The 17,323-nt window shown below is 36.7% G+C and carries 12 protein-coding genes; 4 read left to right on the forward strand and 8 right to left on the reverse strand.

The genetic code is table 11. The features are described from left to right. Positions 1 to 10: 10 nt before the first annotated feature. A complete protein-coding gene (locus tag Q0940_RS13955) occupies positions 11 to 739 on the forward strand; it encodes a hypothetical protein (RefSeq protein ID WP_299269674.1) in 729 nt (242 codons plus the stop codon). A gap of 69 nt (positions 740 to 808) precedes the next feature. Next, a complete protein-coding gene (locus Q0940_RS13960; RefSeq protein WP_299269677.1) occupies positions 809 to 1,522 on the forward strand; it encodes a hypothetical protein in 714 nt (237 codons plus the stop codon). Positions 1,523 to 1,655: 133 nt separating this feature from the next. On the opposite strand, the gene Q0940_RS13965 is transcribed toward Q0940_RS13960, so the two are convergent. The 3 genes from Q0940_RS13965 to Q0940_RS13975 form a co-directional block, all read right to left on the reverse strand. Next, a complete protein-coding gene (locus Q0940_RS13965; RefSeq protein ID WP_299269680.1) occupies positions 1,656 to 3,677 on the reverse strand; it encodes a TonB-dependent receptor in 2,022 nt (673 codons plus the stop codon). 126 nt (positions 3,678 to 3,803) lie between these two features. Then, positions 3,804 to 4,115, reverse strand: coding sequence for a hypothetical protein (locus tag Q0940_RS13970; RefSeq protein ID WP_299269682.1), 312 nt, complete (start codon positions 4,113 to 4,115; stop codon positions 3,804 to 3,806). Between the two features lie 333 nt (positions 4,116 to 4,448). Further along, positions 4,449 to 5,447 carry a branched-chain amino acid aminotransferase gene (locus tag Q0940_RS13975; RefSeq protein WP_299269684.1) on the reverse strand — a complete coding sequence of 333 codons (999 nt, stop codon included), beginning with the start codon at positions 5,445 to 5,447 and terminating at the stop codon, positions 4,449 to 4,451. Positions 5,448 to 5,997: 550 nt separating this feature from the next. Here Q0940_RS13975 and Q0940_RS13980 point away from each other — a divergent pair. After that, the gene (locus tag Q0940_RS13980; protein WP_299269687.1) at positions 5,998 to 8,415 is read left to right on the forward strand and encodes a diguanylate cyclase; all 2,418 of its coding nucleotides are present in this window, start codon (positions 5,998 to 6,000) and stop codon (positions 8,413 to 8,415) included. Positions 8,416 to 8,487: 72 nt separating this feature from the next. Here the strand turns inward: Q0940_RS13980 and Q0940_RS13985 are convergent, their stop codons facing one another. The 4 genes from Q0940_RS13985 to Q0940_RS14000 all read right to left on the reverse strand — a co-directional run bounded on the left by Q0940_RS13985 (position 8,488) and on the right by Q0940_RS14000 (position 13,953). After that, positions 8,488 to 9,003, reverse strand: coding sequence for a hypothetical protein (locus tag Q0940_RS13985; protein WP_299269690.1), 516 nt, complete (start codon positions 9,001 to 9,003; stop codon positions 8,488 to 8,490). Positions 9,004 to 9,152: 149 nt separating this feature from the next. Beyond that, positions 9,153 to 9,647 (reverse strand): hypothetical protein, encoded by a 495-nt coding sequence (locus Q0940_RS13990; RefSeq protein WP_299269692.1) that lies wholly within the window; start codon positions 9,645 to 9,647, stop codon positions 9,153 to 9,155. Positions 9,648 to 9,780: 133 nt separating this feature from the next. Continuing rightward, positions 9,781 to 12,882, reverse strand: coding sequence for an efflux RND transporter permease subunit (locus tag Q0940_RS13995; RefSeq protein ID WP_299269694.1), 3,102 nt, complete (start codon positions 12,880 to 12,882; stop codon positions 9,781 to 9,783). 3 nt (positions 12,883 to 12,885) lie between these two features. Continuing rightward, positions 12,886 to 13,953 carry an efflux RND transporter periplasmic adaptor subunit gene (locus Q0940_RS14000; protein WP_299269698.1) on the reverse strand — a complete coding sequence of 356 codons (1,068 nt, stop codon included), beginning with the start codon at positions 13,951 to 13,953 and terminating at the stop codon, positions 12,886 to 12,888. Between the two features lie 403 nt (positions 13,954 to 14,356). Here Q0940_RS14000 and Q0940_RS14005 point away from each other — a divergent pair, with 403 nt between their 5' ends. Next, positions 14,357 to 15,259, forward strand: coding sequence for an aspartoacylase (locus Q0940_RS14005; protein WP_299269701.1), 903 nt, complete (start codon positions 14,357 to 14,359; stop codon positions 15,257 to 15,259). A gap of 67 nt (positions 15,260 to 15,326) precedes the next feature. On the opposite strand, the gene Q0940_RS14010 is transcribed toward Q0940_RS14005, so the two are convergent. Continuing rightward, complete coding sequence (locus Q0940_RS14010) at positions 15,327 to 17,258, reverse strand: S9 family peptidase (RefSeq protein WP_299269704.1); 1,932 nt, start codon at positions 17,256 to 17,258, stop codon at positions 15,327 to 15,329. Between the last annotated feature and the right edge of the window lie 65 nt (positions 17,259 to 17,323).

A 17,323-nucleotide genomic window follows, 5' to 3' on the forward strand; every position in this document is an offset into this window, starting at 1 on the left:
GGAATTTACTATGGAAATCACTCATAACGCATTAAAAGAAATCGCGACTGCACAATCCCAAAGACAATCAAAGCCTGTTGAGGTTAGCAAGTCATCCACCGGCAACTTAACTGACGCAGTAAGCAAAGTGCAGTCCCAAACATTGACTGATGATATTTATACTCAAGCTGAGCATATTCCTAACGTTACTTACGGTAGACCGCTAGAATTTACTACTGTTTTAGCTGATGATATTGCAACGTCAGATAAAATGTCTAATACAATACCTATGGGGGAATTACCAACCCATGTCCGTCAAATACAACCTGTGTATCAAGCTTTTATGAATGAATTAGAAACAACCTCACCGTCTTTAGCCCAAAAAGATTGGGGCTTTTCTGTTGATGAAAATGATAAGTTAGTTGTCTCTGGTGATATAACAGAATATGAACGAATTTACCTTGAAGATAAATTAAATCAGAATGAAGAGCTTGTACGTTTAACTAAAGAAGTTCCAGATATTTTAATCAAGGGCATGGAATATGACCGTGGTAATGATGGCAAAGGTCAGTACTGGGGACAGTACGATGTTACTCAGGAGAACTTTAAAGACATTATTGATGTAAAAGAACTATTGGATAAGTCATATACAACAAAAGAAATGGGATTTTTCGCGGCCAATAATGTCGACCTTATAAAATACCAAGATAACCTTAGAGGTCAATTACAATTGAGAGCTGACCCTAAATATGCTTATTAGTTAGTTTATTAATAACAGCTCGGTAATATAAGTCATCTAGCCTAGTTTTTTAGAAAGACGGAATTTAATATGGAAATCACTCAGAACGCATTAAAAGAAATCGCAACAGCACAAGCTCAAAGACAATCAAAGCCTGTTGAGGTTAGCAAGTCATCCACCGGCAACTTAACTGACGCAGTAAGCAAAGTGCAGTCTCAAACATTGGCTGATGATATTTATACTAAAGCTGAACATATTCCTAAAGTTACTTACGACAAACCTCTAGAATTAACCACTGTTTTAGCTGATGATCCAGAATTGCTAGATAAAATGACCAATACAATTTCTTTTGGTGAGTTACCTATTCAAATTGGAAAAATACGGGATGAGTTTCAACTATTTATGAATGATTTAGAAACGGATTCACCGACTTTAGCACAAAAAGATTGGGGGTTTTCCGTTGATGAAAATGACAAGTTAGTTGTCTCTGGCGATATAACTGAAGATGAACGAATTTACCTTGAAGAAAAATTAAATGAAAATGAAGATCTTGTCCGTTTAGCCAAAGAGGTTCCAGATATTTTAATTAAAGGCATGGAATATGACCGTGGTAATGATGGCAAAGGGCAATATTGGGGTAAATATGACGTTACCCAAGAAAATTTTAAAGACATTATTGATATAAAAGAGTTAATGGATGCATCATATCATCCAGTGACGAACTCTTACTACGCTTTTGATTACCAAGACAACCTTGGAGCTCAGCTAGCTTGGAAAGCAGAAGTTAAATATGCTTATGAGTAAGTTAGGTTTGCTACTACACATATAAGCGTTAGTTTGTATTCACTGGAATAAAGGTGCATTGACCTAATCCAGTTATTTCAACTATTTGATTAAAGCGAACCGCTAGGTTCGCTTTTAACTTCTAAATATAAAACTATTCTCCAAATTTAAATCTAAGCCCGGCATTTACCGTGAAGCCGTCGTTTCTTGACCAGATATCAGTTGTCCATCTTCCGCTTGCTGATTGTGTTGGCAGAACTAAAGAATAGTCTTTGGTTTGTCTAACATTCAGCAGGTTCTCAGCATTAAGAAAGTAACTGATCTTGCCTATGGTAATTTGCCCTAACAGTCCTAAGTGCCAATACGGCTTACTTTTAGTTAAGTAAGGGTTATTTTCTAATTGTTGGCTGCCGGTGTAATAAGCCTCAAATCCAACCATATGACTACCGTGCTCTTCCCACATAACCACTGCGCCAGCTGAATGTTCTGGTGTAAGAGCAAGTGGAATACGGTTAGTACCTGTGTTATCGGCTTTTGTTGCGTCTGTGTATAAATAACTTCCGGTAAATTTAATGTCTTGCCAGCGATAGCGTAATAACAGCTCAACACCTCTTATTTGGCTTTCTCCTGCGGCATTAACAATACGAACTTGTTTATCTGATGTGGCATTTACACTGTCGATAACTTCAAGCTCCGTGGCGTTTTCAACATCTGAGGCGAACAATGTCATGCTGGTTTCCACACTACCTAGTACATAACTAATATCCATAGATGCAGTTGATGCGGTTTCAGCGTCTATATTTTCTAGCTGTGCAAGGCGCGATAAACCCGCTTCATCTATGTCTTCAATAAATGGACTAGGAGCAAAAAAGCCTTGTCCGTAAGAGCCTCTTACCGTCCAATCACCGGGCTTATATAACATTGAGATACGCGGACTAACTTGAGTACCATATTCACTATGCCAATCTGCGCGAGTGCTCAATGATAATGAAACCTCATCGTTGGCATCAAAGTCTACTTGTGTAAATACGCCAGGAACTTGATAAGAATAATCATGTATTGGAAAGGTTTCTGACTTGTATTTTTCTGATTGGAAAGCGACACCAACAACCCATGCTGCTTTTTCTGTATAGCCTGAAAGACTAGTTTCAATGAGTTGACTTTGATGGCTGTCATCTTCAAACACAGCGCCGTATTCATGTTCATGATCTTGGTTCATTGCTGAGCCACGAACATTAACATTCATCACCTCACCTACTGGTTTATCATAAATAAAACCAATGTCGGTTCTTAACGAATCTTGTGTTTGCGCAAATGGGTTGCCGTCTGGAAGTGTTGCACCTTCTTCAGGAAAGTTTGAATTTGCAACTGTGCCTCCCGTTCTTTGCTCAGTCATTGCTCCAAAAGTAAGGTACAAGTTAGCGCCGGTATCATCTTGCCAATAAAAACGAGGACGAACACTGGCTCTTTTGTATCCGGCCATATCTATCCAACCATCATCATCCAAGTCTTGTTGTTCTTGGTGATGAGCACCTGCGGTAACAGATGCACTAGTTGACTCAGTCAGTGGCGATGAGAAATACGAGGTAATATCTTGACCATTTTTAGAAGTGACATTAACTAACACCTCACCTTCAGGTTCGTCATTAGGTGTTCTTGAGATTAAATTGATCACGCCACCAAGAGCCGAAGCTCCGTACAGTGAAGACGCTGAGCCTTTAATGATTTCAACATTAGCAAGGTCCGTTGGTGGGATTTGTAACAAACCGATTGAAGCAGTTTGGCCTCCATATAATGGCAAGCCATCACTTAACAACTGAGTGTATCGTCCAAACATGCCTTGTAATCTGATATTGGCACTGCCTAAAGCTGGCGATGTAGTTTGCACCCTAACGCCACCCGTTTCAGCCACCAGCATAGAGATATTACCCGGGCGCATTAGGGCTTTCTCTTGAATTTCTTCACCATCAATGACTTCGGTGCGTGTTGCTGATTCGGTAACAATACGACCTAAGCGTGATGCGTTAACTTGGATTTTCTCAATTGTGCTGTCATTTTTTTCATGGTGGTCATGTTCATCATGGTGCTTATTTGGGATCTCATCTTTATCATTAGCTTGTGCTAATGCAGGAACCAACAGTGCAATCACTGCTAATTTTTTATAATTTTTTTGCATTTTTTACCTCGGGCAATGTTTAGTACTAGCTCAATACAATAAAGCTGATACTTTGATTACGTTACTTTTAGTTACGTTACTTTCGATTATTTAAAAGCCTACACACGGATAGCCGCGTGCAATGTTTTATGAGGTAAAAATGGGAGGACGATACCGAGAGGTGGTAAAAGGTTTAGTCTGAACAAAAGATTGTTGTATATATGAAAATTCACTAACAAGCCCTAACTCGGAATTATCCATACCAACCGTTAGATAAGTTACAGGCGAACAGCCATTTAAAGCACAAATGCAATCCGAACCGCAGCATTCATCGTCGCAGCAATCGTCTGTATTCTCAGTAGAATTAGCTTCGTCATCAGGATTTATATTTTCATTCAGCTGAATATCAACACTAGCGGCGGTAGATATTTCACAAGAACTAAAGATGTCATTTGCCATTGCTTGTCCAATAAAGGAAAAAAGCATGACTGATAGAATGAGTACTTTTGAAAGCGCTTGGAACATAAATAGACCTAAGATTAGTGTCACACTATGTTACGTGTTTGCTGGTTATTTGTGAACTACCATTTAGAGCAAAATATAATTCCAATTATATTAAATATTGGGTTAAAGACTTAAAAATTTATGAGGTTTTTATAGAAAGAGTTTTTAGTGGATTAAGCCTTTTCTAAATAAAAAAAGGCCACCGTTATTTCCATATAACGCGGCCTTATTATTTCTTCTGTTTGTCTTGGTAAATATCTTATTTTGATATTTATAAAGGCAATGTAATTAACACACTTTTGTTAACCAGTTATGAGTGTCTTCTGCTTTACCCCATTGAATATTGTTCAATGCTAGGCGCAATTTATCGGCAATTGGCCCCGGCTTACCAGAACCTACTGTGTATTCACTATCATTATGAATAAAAGTACCAACCGATGTTAATACCGCAGCAGTACCTGACAATACAGCTTCTACTTCTGGTTTTGCAGCTAGTTTAATTAATTCAGCCACCGTCATATCGCGTTCTGTCACTTTCATACCTAAGTCTTTAGCTAAGGTCAAAATAGACGAACGTGTAATGCCATGTAAAAAGCTTGAGTCTAAACCTTTAGTGATGATCTCGTTGCCGTCGATTAATAAGAAGTTAGCAGCACCTGTTTCTTGTACATCGCCATTTGGGCAGAACAAGATTTGATCAGCTTGTACTTCTTTATTGGCTTTCACAATTGGGCCTAACGCGCTGGCGTAGTTACCACCGCTTTTGATCATTCCCATATGAGGTGCACAGCGCATACCGGTTTCATCTAATAAAAGACGTAAGGCTTTAGCGCCGCCAGTAAAGTAATCGCCAACAGGTGAAAGTAATACGTACAACATTGAGCTTGCGCTTGGAACGGCCGCTTTACCAATTGCTGCTTCAGTCCCTATGTGTGTAGGGCGAATGTACATTGAACCAGGAGGTGCAGGTACTTCACTTGCAAAGTTGGCCACAATGTCTGTGATCATTTTAGTGACTTGCGCTTCATCAATAGCTGGTAATGATAAAAACTGGCTGCTTTGCGCTAGGCGTTTAATGTTTTGATCTATACGAAATACATGCACACTGCCATCTTCATGACGAAATGCCTTTAAACCTTCAAAACACGTACTTGAGTAATGCAACACATGTGCACCGGGATGCATTTGCATGCTATCTGCGGGGACAAGACTTGCTGCACTCCACTTACCATTTTCAAATGTTGCCATTGCCATTTGAGGCATAAAAACACTACCAAAAGCTGCCATTATCACTTCCTATATAATAGATAAACCAGAGCCATATCAATGAAACGTTAGCATGATATAAGCTCGAAAATAAGAATTCTAATTTGATGAGTTTAATTAAGAGAGCCGAATTGTCTGATAAATAAATCGTAGGTAACTGATCAAATAGAAGATACGAGATATTACTCCCAACACACCGAAGACTCAATGACCCAGTGTAATTAATACAAGTGATATAGGGAGATTTTAGATAAGATTGATTTGTCGGCAACGAAAATCCGCTATATTTAAAAATTTAAATTAGTATTAAATAACAACTTTGCTTGTGACTTTTAGAAATAAGTAATTCAACTAAGTTCTCTTAGTATTTACCTTTATAAAGAGAACAATCCCCACTTTAGAGGAAAAAGTATTCAAAATAATATATACTTTGCTGATAAAACATTATGCGTATTCCCAAAGTACGGACACATTTAGGCGATTATCTATGCTTTTGCACTCTACTTTATACCAATGGTATTCAGTAATTCCTTTTTTTTATAGAGCCTCTCTCTCTATTCAAAAGACTCTATTGTCTTTTACACGATTAATTAATAAATACGCGCGCCCACTTACTTTTGGTATTTTTACGTTCTTTTTATCCAGCGCTTATTCGCAAGACAATGCCCCTCAAACGTCTGTAACCAGTATTGAAATAGATAAGTTATCTGACTCTGAACTATTAAAACAAGCTAAGCTACTTAAATATACCAATATCCCTCTAAGCATAGAGTTGACTAATAAAGCTCTTAAATTATCAAACGAACATAACAATCTTAATAAAAGTGCACAGGCTCATACTTTGTTAGGGAAATTGGCTGAAAAATCAAATGAGATCGATCAGTCAATGGAGCACTTTTATCAAGCATCCCTAATTTATAAAGGTTTGGGTGATGAGCGTGAACAGATAAAATCTTCACTTTATTACGCCAATAGCCTTTTTACCGCAAAGCGCTATGACGACGCTAATAAAATAATTGATGAGTTACTGCCTGTAACACAGCAATATGGCGATGAATTATATATAGCAAAAACCTTAGTGACCAAAGGCGACGGTTATTACCAGCAAGAAAATTATAGCGATGCCATCGTGCAATACAGCAATGCCACAAGCCACCTTTCAAACGACAATAAAACGATACAAAAACAACTTGCTCAAACTTATAAAAGAATCGCTCAATCTTATAAACGCTTAAAAGATAAAAAACAAACCGCTTCTTTTTATAAAAAAACATTAGATATATTTATCGAGTTAGAAGATAAAAAATCCATAGCTCATACCTTGCATAACCTTTCCACAGCTGAGCGTAATCTCGGGAATTATGTAATAGCACTTGATTATTCAATGCGTGCTTTAGAAATACACGAACAAATAGAAGATCCTGAAGGGCGTGCTAAAGCATTATTGGGCACCGGCATAATTTATCGACATATTGGTCGTTACGAAAAATCACTTAACTATGTGCATGAAGCTCACTTATATTACAAAGCGGTCAATAACATCAGTGCCATGCTCAATACGTCAAATCAGATGGGCTTTGTTTATACACGTTTAAAAAAATTCCAACAGGCCAGATCATTTTACCAACTAACAATTGATCTACCTGAAGAAAAAGTGGACCCTAAAGATCTTGCTACCGCATTAAGAGAAATGGCGGTTATTGACTTGAGTTCTGGTAATTACGCATCGGCTATGACGATGGCTAAAAAGTCTCATAATATATATAAAGCGTTAAATGAAAAATCAAAGTGTTCTATAACGGCACGGATCATTGGAAATATTTATTATGCTCAAGACAATGAGACACAAGATAAAGCGGCTCTAAATGGTCGTACACAAAATAATCTTAGCCACAATAACCATACCCGAGCTATAGCTTACTATGAGGAGTCTTTAGCGCTTGCTACTGAGATAGGTCATAAAACATATCAAGCAAAAGCGTTAACTTACTTAGGTCGCGCTTTGTTAACGAGCAATATCGACAAAGCAGTAGAATTGTTAAAAAAATCGTTGAAATTATCCACTGAGATTGATTATAAATCACAGAGATTAGACGCTTATAATTTACTTCGCAAGGCAGAAAAAATGCGAGGGAATATTACTGAATCACTACGTTATGCTGAAAAAGAACTCTCATTAACTAGAGTGCTCCAAAAAGAACGAGAAGATGATGAACTTATCCTAGCCAAAGCAAATTTACATTCTTACAAAATAGAAATGGAATTGGAGTCATTAAAAGAAAAAGCCAAACTTAATCAACTTCAACTGGCTAAGAAAAATAGTGAAATTGAAATAGCTGGGCAAGCAAGAAAAATTTCTGAATTAGAGCTCACCAAAAATCAATATGCGAGTATCGCGCTAGCTTCATTATTAGCGATATGTTTGCTCGCTGTGATATTTATTTATTTGAAATTTTCCAATTCAAAAAAACGAAATAAAGAACTTAATTATCTAGCCGCTCGCGACCCACTAACCAACTGTTACAACCGTCGAATTTTGTTCGACTTTATGAATAGAGACTTTGCAAATTCAGAACAGCTAGACGAGTATTGCATTATTCTGGTTGATATAGACCACTTTAAAGCGGTAAATGACACATACGGACATAGTACTGGAGACTCAGTACTTCGTGAAGTAGCCAACATTTTACAAACTTGTGTACGCCAAAATGATATTGTCTCGCGCTTTGGTGGCGAAGAGTTTTGTATTGTTTTACCTGGTGCGTCTCAAGAGCAAACGATGCGTATTGCCGAAGCTATGCGCCTAGAAGTTGAAACTAGCCATTTTGACGAGATTACGACGACATGTAGCTTTGGTGTATCCTCCATTAAATTTAATGCAAAAGATCCTACTGAATTAATTGACCAAGCTGATTTAGCGTTATTTAAATCAAAATCAAATGGCCGTAATTTAGTTACCTTGTGGGACAAAACACTAGAGAGTGAGTGAGCTTAAAATTAAAAAAACACAAAGCACATTGCTTATGAACTACAAGTTAGAAGTTTACTTGCGTTCTTATATTTAGTTGTTAATACCTAACGAGGTTCCTCTGCCAGTGTGGCACTTTCCAAATAACTCTCCTTGTATGAAATTTGTCACAGCATCATATTGTAAAAAGACTGTCATTCCGGAAAGCTTATCTGCTCGGTATGATTTAGGGTCATTAAAAAGCCAAACTTCTTCCATTGTCTTACTATCACTTTTCACAATTCTAAACTCAGTAAATTCATCTTTACCATAACCACAACGTTTTTTAATATTGTCAAAAGCCATTGTTTGGTATCGTTGGCTTATGCCGCTTTCTCCAGCAATGCCAGCCCAAACTTCGATTAATTCTATTGCGCCTTTATCAGAGCTATCTTTTATTAAACGAACGGGCGATTTGCTTTTTATCAGTATTTCATTCCATTGCTCTTGAGTTTTACTGTTTATATCAACGTTATTTATGTTGGCAGCGGTATTAACCTTGTTATTCTGACTGACTGAGCAGCCAGTTATTAAAAGTATATTGAAAATGGTAATTACTAATTTATTCATTGTGGACCCTTAGTATTTAGCGCCTTTGGCATTGATTAAATAACCACACTCATAATACTTTTTTGTTGTTAAAACAGGCATTACCTGACAAAAAATAGAGTTTAGCAGCTAAACGCTCTGCATAAAAAACTTAACGGTTAAGTTTTAACTTACTCTGTCACCTCGGAGTTTACAGCGATAAAATGTTTAATTAATCGATAGTTTATAACAATATGGATAACCGCAAATACTACGATAACGAATAAACAACTATAAAATATAGCTGTGTACATTTGATAAGGATGACTAAATATAATCGGTTCCTCTGCACCCCAATATATTGCTTGAGAAATAACGGAGACGATGCCTAAAAAAAGAAAAGTAATTCGAGTTACTAGCTTTAATTGTGGTCCTATTACCACTGAAGATAACCCCACAAAACCAAACAAGCCAAATACCCACATTAAAATCCCCAACAATAACGACAAGATAGATTGGTCATAGGTATCTGAATAGCTACCTGAAGATATACCATAAATTATACTGTACGACGCCCCAATGATCATAGAGCAACAAATCACTGCTAGAATAAATGCAGGTAGCCAAGCAAAAATAAATGTAAGGACAGTTAATATCTTTGGAGTCTTTGCTAACATAACGGTCAAGATGCCTTTCCTTTTAATATGCTTAACTTAACTGGATTCAGTTTACACTGTGTTAGTTTGTTTTTATATATTGCTTATATTGCTAGTACAGAATCAAAAAAGGGAGCTAATTAGCTCCCTCACCTTAATTAGGTTAGCCCTTTGATTTTTCTTCCGCTAACTGTTGTTGCTCAATTTCATGAGTGATTGCCAATGGAGAGCCTGTGTTTTTGGCAATCCAGTAGTATGCCATTGGCACTATGTATAAAGTTAATATCGTAGACAAAGCCACACCAAAGAATATAACAACACCAATTACTGAGCGGCTTTCGGCACCAGCTCCTGATGCGATCATTAATGGAATCGCACTCATCACAGTTGAAAATGATGTCATAGCTATTGGACGTAATCTTTGTTTTGACGCTTGTAGTAACGACTCTTTAAACTCGCCACCTTTATCGCGTAACTGATTGGTAAACTCGACAATTAATATACCATTTTTGGCCGCGAGCCCAATCAACATAACCAGTCCAATTTGGCTGTAAATATTAATAGTCATCCCTGTTAACTTTAACCCCATTAAAGCACCGAGTGCGGCTAATGGAACGGCTAACATGATCACCATAGGGTGAACAAAACTTTCAAACTGTGCTGCTAATACTAAATAAGTAACCACCATCGCCATTAACATAACAAAGGCAATTGAACTGCCAGATTCTTTATATAAAGAAGACTCACCTTTGTAATCAATACTTAGATTACCGTCGATATTATCTTCAACAACTTGATTTAAAAAGTCTAACGCTTGGCCTAATGTATAACCTTCCGCTAAGTTAGCTTCTATCGTAATAGCGCGCATTCGATTATAACGGTTTAAGCGACTTGCTGTGGCTTGCTCGTTAACTTTAACTAAGTTAGATAACGGTATTAACTTCTGCGTCGTCGCTGAACGTACATATAGACCATCGAGATCTGATGGACTATTAAATTCTTCATCACGACCTTCTAGCAATACGTAATACTCTTCGCCTCGTTCAATGTAAGTTGTCGCACGACGCTGGCCTAACATAGCCTCTAATGTGCCACCAATATCAGCAACTGACACACCTAAATCAGATGCACGTTCAGTATCAATTTCCACCAGCAACTGAGGCAAGGTTTCTTTATAATCACTGTCGAGTCTTATTAAATTAGGGTTCTTACGAGCTTCAGCTAAAATGATATCTCGCCATTTAGCTAACTCGTCATAAGTATCACCTTGAATAACAAATTGCACAGGGCTACCAACACCACGACCACCAAGCCCACTTCGCATCATGGTAACTGTTCTAACATCTGGTAAATCAGCAACATCTTTAGACATTTCATCCATAACTTGGCTGGTTGATTTAGCTCTAGTTTCCCAATTTGGCATGCCAATAACAGCGACACCAGCTCCACCACCAAAGCCAGGTGTTCTAACAAGAACTCGACTAACATCTCCACGCTCGTAATAAGGTAATAAACGTTCTTCTACTAATTTACTATTCTTAAGATTACTCTTATAACTAGCGCCCTCTGCACCTTTAATAATAACAAAGAAATTACCTCTATCTTCTTTTGGTGCTAACTCTTGCGGTATAGTTTGAAATAATCCAATCATAGTCACTAACGCAAGTACCATAATAATAACCAAACCAAATTTATTACTAACGGCTGATTTAAGCTGATTTTCATAACTGTTTTCTAGTTTGGTAAATCCATCATCTAACCATTTACCAAATTTAGATTCACGCTCTTTGTGCTTTAATATTTTTGAGCACAGCATAGGCGATAATGTTAACGCTGTAATACTTGAAAAAATAACTGCGGTGGCTACTGTCACGGCAAACTCAACAAACAGCCGGCCTATATTTCCCTCTAAAAAGATTAGCGGAATAAATACCGATACTAAAACAAGGGTGGTTGCAATAACCGCAAAACCAACTTCTCTTGCTCCATTATAAGCTGCCATTAATGGTGATTCGCCCAATTCTATACGGCGGTAAATATTTTCCAACACCACTATCGAGTCGTCGACGACTAAGCCAATTGCTAATACCAAAGCAAGTAATGTTAATAAGTTAATGGAGAAATCTAGCATCAATAAAACTGTAAACGTTGCGATTAGTGCTACAGGCACTGTAATTGCTGGAATAAAGGTTGCTCTGATATTTCCCAAGAATATATATATCACTAACACAACTAAGATAATGGCAATAATTAGAGTGCTATAAACTTCTTCAATAGATTTGGCGATAAAAACAGACGAGTCGTAGGAATCTGAAATTTCAGTTCCTTCTGGCAAAGTTTCTTGTAACCTTGCCAATTCAGCTCTTGCACCACGCACAACGTCTAATGTATTAGCTTTAGATTGCTTAATGATACCTAAACCAACCATGTCTTTACCGTTACCACGGAATGCATTTTCTTCATTCTCAGCAGCTAATTCAACATCAGTTACATCACCAAGACGAATTAAATAACCATCTTCACCTTTACCAACTACTAACGATTTATATTGCTCTGGAGTTTTATAGGAACGTTCAATACGCACATTAAAAATTCGGTCAGTTGATTTAACTTCCCCCGCTGGAAGTTCTATATTCTCTCTACGCAAGGTGTTTTCAATATCGGCAACGGTAACGTTTCTGGCTGCCATTGCGTCCCGGTCTAGCCAGACTTTCATTGAGTAATCACGACCACCACCTAAACGTACACGGGCAACACCATCAACAACGGCAAAACGGTCGACAATATACCGATTGGCATAGTCAGTTAATTCAAGGCTACTCATGGTTGTTGAATTCATTACAAACCAAGCTATAACATCTTCATCGTCGTTGGCTTTATAAACTTCTGGGGGTTCAGCTTGTTCTGGTAAATTGTTTAATGCACGAGATACTCGCTCACGCACATCATTGGCAGCAGAATCGATATTGCGAGTGGTTTTAAATTCGATAGTGATTTGAGAACGCCCATTACTGGAACTAGACGTAATATTTTTAATACCTTCTATACCGGAAATACGGCTTTCTAATACTTGCGTTATCTTGCTTTCAATAATTTCAGACGATGCACCAGGGTAATTGGTATTTACAGAAACAATTGGTGGATCAACATCTGGATATTGACGTAACGACAACATAAAAAAAGCAACGATCCCAAAAGTAACAAGCAACATATTAACAACGGTTGCAAATACTGGACGCTTAATCGAAATATCTGATAACAACATAAATTATTCCTTAGTTGCCGTAGTATTGGCCATTGCTTCAGCAGTTGTTACCATTGAGCCTTCACGCACTTTTATTACGCCTTGGCTAACCACAACATCACCTTCAACCAAACCAGAAACAACTTCAACAATACCTGGTTTACGTCGGCCTGTTATAACCTGTACTCGGTGAACTTTGTTATCAATTACTTGATAAACATAATGCTCTGCATTTAATGGGATTATGGATGTTTCAGGTACGGTTAATACTTCTATCGATTGGGTTTCAACAATTAACTGTAATAACATTCCAGCTCGAAGCTTTAATTGCTTATTAGGGAAAATGGCACGCACTTTAAATGAACGAGTGGCCTTATCTAACCGCGACGCTATGCTAGTAATTTTACCTTTAAATGCGATTGGGTAAGCAATGTTTTTAGCTGATACCGGTTGACCAAAACTTACGCGGTTTAAAAACTTTTCGGGTAATTCAAATTCAACTTTAATTTCTGATAAATCATCAAGTGTCGTGATTTCAGTATTACTTGTTAATAGTTGCCCTGGGCTTATTTGACGTAGACCTAATTTTCCAGCAAACGGGGCATAAATGAACTTTTCTGATAATTTTATTTTAGCTACTGACAATTGAGCTTGTGTTGATTCCATCAAACTCTTTTGGCTATCTATGGCGCTTTCGGCTGGCGCACTGGTTTTATTAATATCTAATAAACGTTGTAATTGCCTTTTTTGCTCAGCGAACTTAATCTCTAATTCTTTTAACTCGGCTTGTTCTTGTGCATGTTCCAGTGTAACGATCAACTGTCCCTTTTTAACACTATCACTATCATCAAAATGAACCGATTTGACACGGTCAGTGCTTTGGCTAGTTAAAATAATTGATTCGTTAGCTTGAGTTGTGCCTAATGCTACTATTTCATCTTTTAAAAATTGTTTTTGGACAGCTTGAGTTTCAACGACAGTTGGTTCATCGGCCCCTTTTTTGGCAGAAGAAATATCGGCTACCGGCCAAAATACAAATACCAACATACAAACAAGTAATAATACAATCCAAGTAACTGGTTTTTTAAACATTTATTTATACCCATATTGGTTGAAAGAGTGAGTTATATCAGAGGCTCACGTAATAGTGGGCGATAATATCAACAATAGCTATGACAGCACAGGCTATTAACCTTAGTAAATTGACGACCTAACGCTTATATACCCGTTCTACTTGAACATGCTCGCTTCAGGAAATCGGGTTTAGAAACGCTTCATACTGCCTTATTGATTTTGAAAAAGAATAATCATTATCTTCGATCAATGCTTTGCCTAAAGGCGTTTCTCATTCTAGGTGAAGTCTGCATCTTTAAGTAGAACGGATACAATACTAATTTATTTTTATTTATAACTAAAAATAAATTAATATTGTGGCTTAAGATTAGTTCCTGATAGGCTTGGACGATATTCACATTCAAAATTTGAAGAATGCAAAATGAAAAATATAATTAATAACGTAGCAATAGTTGGTGGAACTCATGGTAATGAACTGGCCGGAGTTTATCTTGTTAACTATTGGCGTGACGACGAACCTCAATTTATAGCTCGCTCTTCATTTACGACTGAAACTTTATTGGCGAATACCAAGGCAATTGAGCTTAACAAACGTTATTTTGATAGTGACTTAAATAGACAATTCTCTGCTGAGTCATTGGCCGATATGAGCCTGAGTAATTATGAGCAATCACGAGCCAAAGTTATCAATCAGCAATTAGGGCCAAAAGGCAATCCAAAGTCAGACTTGATCATAGACTTACACAATACCACGTCAAATATGGGACCTTCATTACTGATCCCACAGCAAGGTGAGTTTTATGACTTACTTGCTATTTATATGCATAAAGTCATGCCAGAAGCTGTTGTAATGTTGGATGAAGATCACATAGCTAATGATAAACATCATCTTTTATCTACCATAGCTAAACGTGGAGTTATTGTAGAAGTAGGCCCTGTGCCACAAGGTGTCTTAAAACATGAAGTAAATGAACAAATGGCAAAAATGACAGGGATTATTTTAGACTTTGTTGAAATGTATAATTCCGATACTTTACCTCAACTACCAAGTTCAACGGATGCTTATCGTTATCTCGAGTCATTAACACTACCAGTTAATGACCAAGGTCAACGTATGGGTATGGTACATAAAAATATAGAAGGTAATGACTTTAAAGCAATAAAGTCTGGCGATCCTATTTTTGCTTTATTTGATGGAACTGAAATCAATTACCAAGGAAAAGACATTGTTTATCCTTGTTTTATTAATGAAGCGGCTTATTACGATAGTAATTTAGCTATGAGTTTGTGTGAAAAAGTTGTGATCAAGCATCCTCAAGTTTAATTTTTTTCATAAAAAAATGCCCGTTACACGGGCGTTTTTTTATGAACAAACACTTTCAATATAAAAACTATTTTAAATGTTCTGCCAAAAACTCAGCCATTAGTTCCATAGACTTAATTCTGTTATTAGCGTCATTTAAATGATGTGTTCCATACTCAAACTCTTCATATTTTACATCTTTATCAGCGTCATCAAGAGCTTTATACATACTCTCAGATTGACGATAACTTACTAATTGATCTTTTTTACCATGAATAAGTAGCACTGGCACTTCAAATTTATCCACATGGTAAATAGGTGATACTGATTTAATATTTGCATCTTCGTCTTTAACAGCATTTTTTATATAACTTAAATAACCTTTCTTTCTCCATAAGGTCATTTGCTTATTCAGGTCAGAAACACCAGCTATACTAATAATACATTTAAACATCTTAGGTGTTTGAAAACCTGCTACTAATGCTGCATAACCACCATAGCTTGCTCCTGCAATACAAGAGTTTTCAGTATTGGCATAACCATTATCTTTAACCCAATTTACAGCATCTAATAAATCCGTTTGCATTGCTTTACCCCACTGATGATAACCAGCAGCTTCATAAGCATTACCAAAACCAGTAGAGCCCCTATAATTTACTTGCAACACGGCATAACCTTGATTTGCCATCATTTGTACAAATGGGTCAAAGTACTGATAATCTCTTGCGTACGGCCCACCATGAGGAAACAAAACAAGGGGTGGTTTTTCAACATTATTAGGCAATGTTAAATAACCATTTAACTCCATACCATCACGAGCTTTAAATTTAATAGCTGATACATAAGCTAACGACTTCCCTTCTAAATAAGGGTATTGACTAAACCAAAACGAAATGTTTTTCTTAACTTTATCGTACAAATAAAATTTCCCAGGAGAACTATCACTTACAGCTGAAACAATATATTTAGTTTCTGATTGATCAAAGTCATATAAAGTTGCTTGTAACCCTTGTTTAGAAAACAATGATGATATTTGTGTTGATATAGTTTCTTTTTCTTTATCGAAGAATACACGTTTAACGAAATTATCAACATATCTGTAACCGACTACTTTTCTTTCACTATCTTTAAATTCAACAATTGCACTAGATATATCAAAATTTTCAGGAGCCTCACCTAATAACTTAGTAAATGTAGCTGTTGCTATATTAAATGACCAAAGAGCATTTTTATTCAATTTATGATCTGATAAAACAATAAGAGTGTTTGTATCTGAATCAAATAACACAGGATCGAATGTATCACTTTCATATGGCGTAAATGTTTTTACTTTTTTCCAATTTGAATTTACATCTTTACGTACATAAACAATACTCGTTAAGTCATTTCGTATTCCTGTAGAGCCTATAGATAATAAAATATCGCCATCTTTATTAGGCAACCAAGAAGTAATTTTATTAGTATTTGGTAAGTACTTTGTAAAAGTTCCATCATTAATGTTCACTTTAAAAACAGATGTATAATTGTCATCTCTGTCATCTCTAAGTGTAACTAATACATGATCAGGGTCATTTTCCAGTACACTTAATAAGTCTGGGCTTTCAAAATAAAATTGCTTTGCAGTCTGTTTTCCAGCTCGTTTACGCCTCAACTCAAATACAGATTCACCTGTAATATCAGCTGAGTAAATATGTGTTGTCCTAACACGTATTCCAAAAGCCACATAAGGTTGACTCACAGTAACTAGAACTCTTTGATTGTTTGCCCAAGCAATATGATCTATTCTGTACTTTTCACCACCAAGAGCGACTAAAGTACTTAATTCACGCGATCCAAAGTTTGAAATTACAACTTGTGTTTGATCTTTATTATTATAAATTGCAGCGACTTTTGTACCGTCTGGGGAAATAGTAGGCTGATCTATAGATGGCATTTGACTGAAATGCTCTATTGGTATTTCTTTAGCACTTGCCAATGTTGATATTAGAAGAGCCGATATTAGTAGTATTTTTATTTTCACAAACATCCCTTTTAGATAAAATAAAATAATAACAACAAGTAACTTAGTTTGGCAATAGATAAACC

Origin of the sequence: uncultured Psychrosphaera sp., from assembly GCF_947500655.1 — a bacterium.
Lineage (GTDB): Bacteria > Pseudomonadota > Gammaproteobacteria > Enterobacterales > Alteromonadaceae > Psychrosphaera.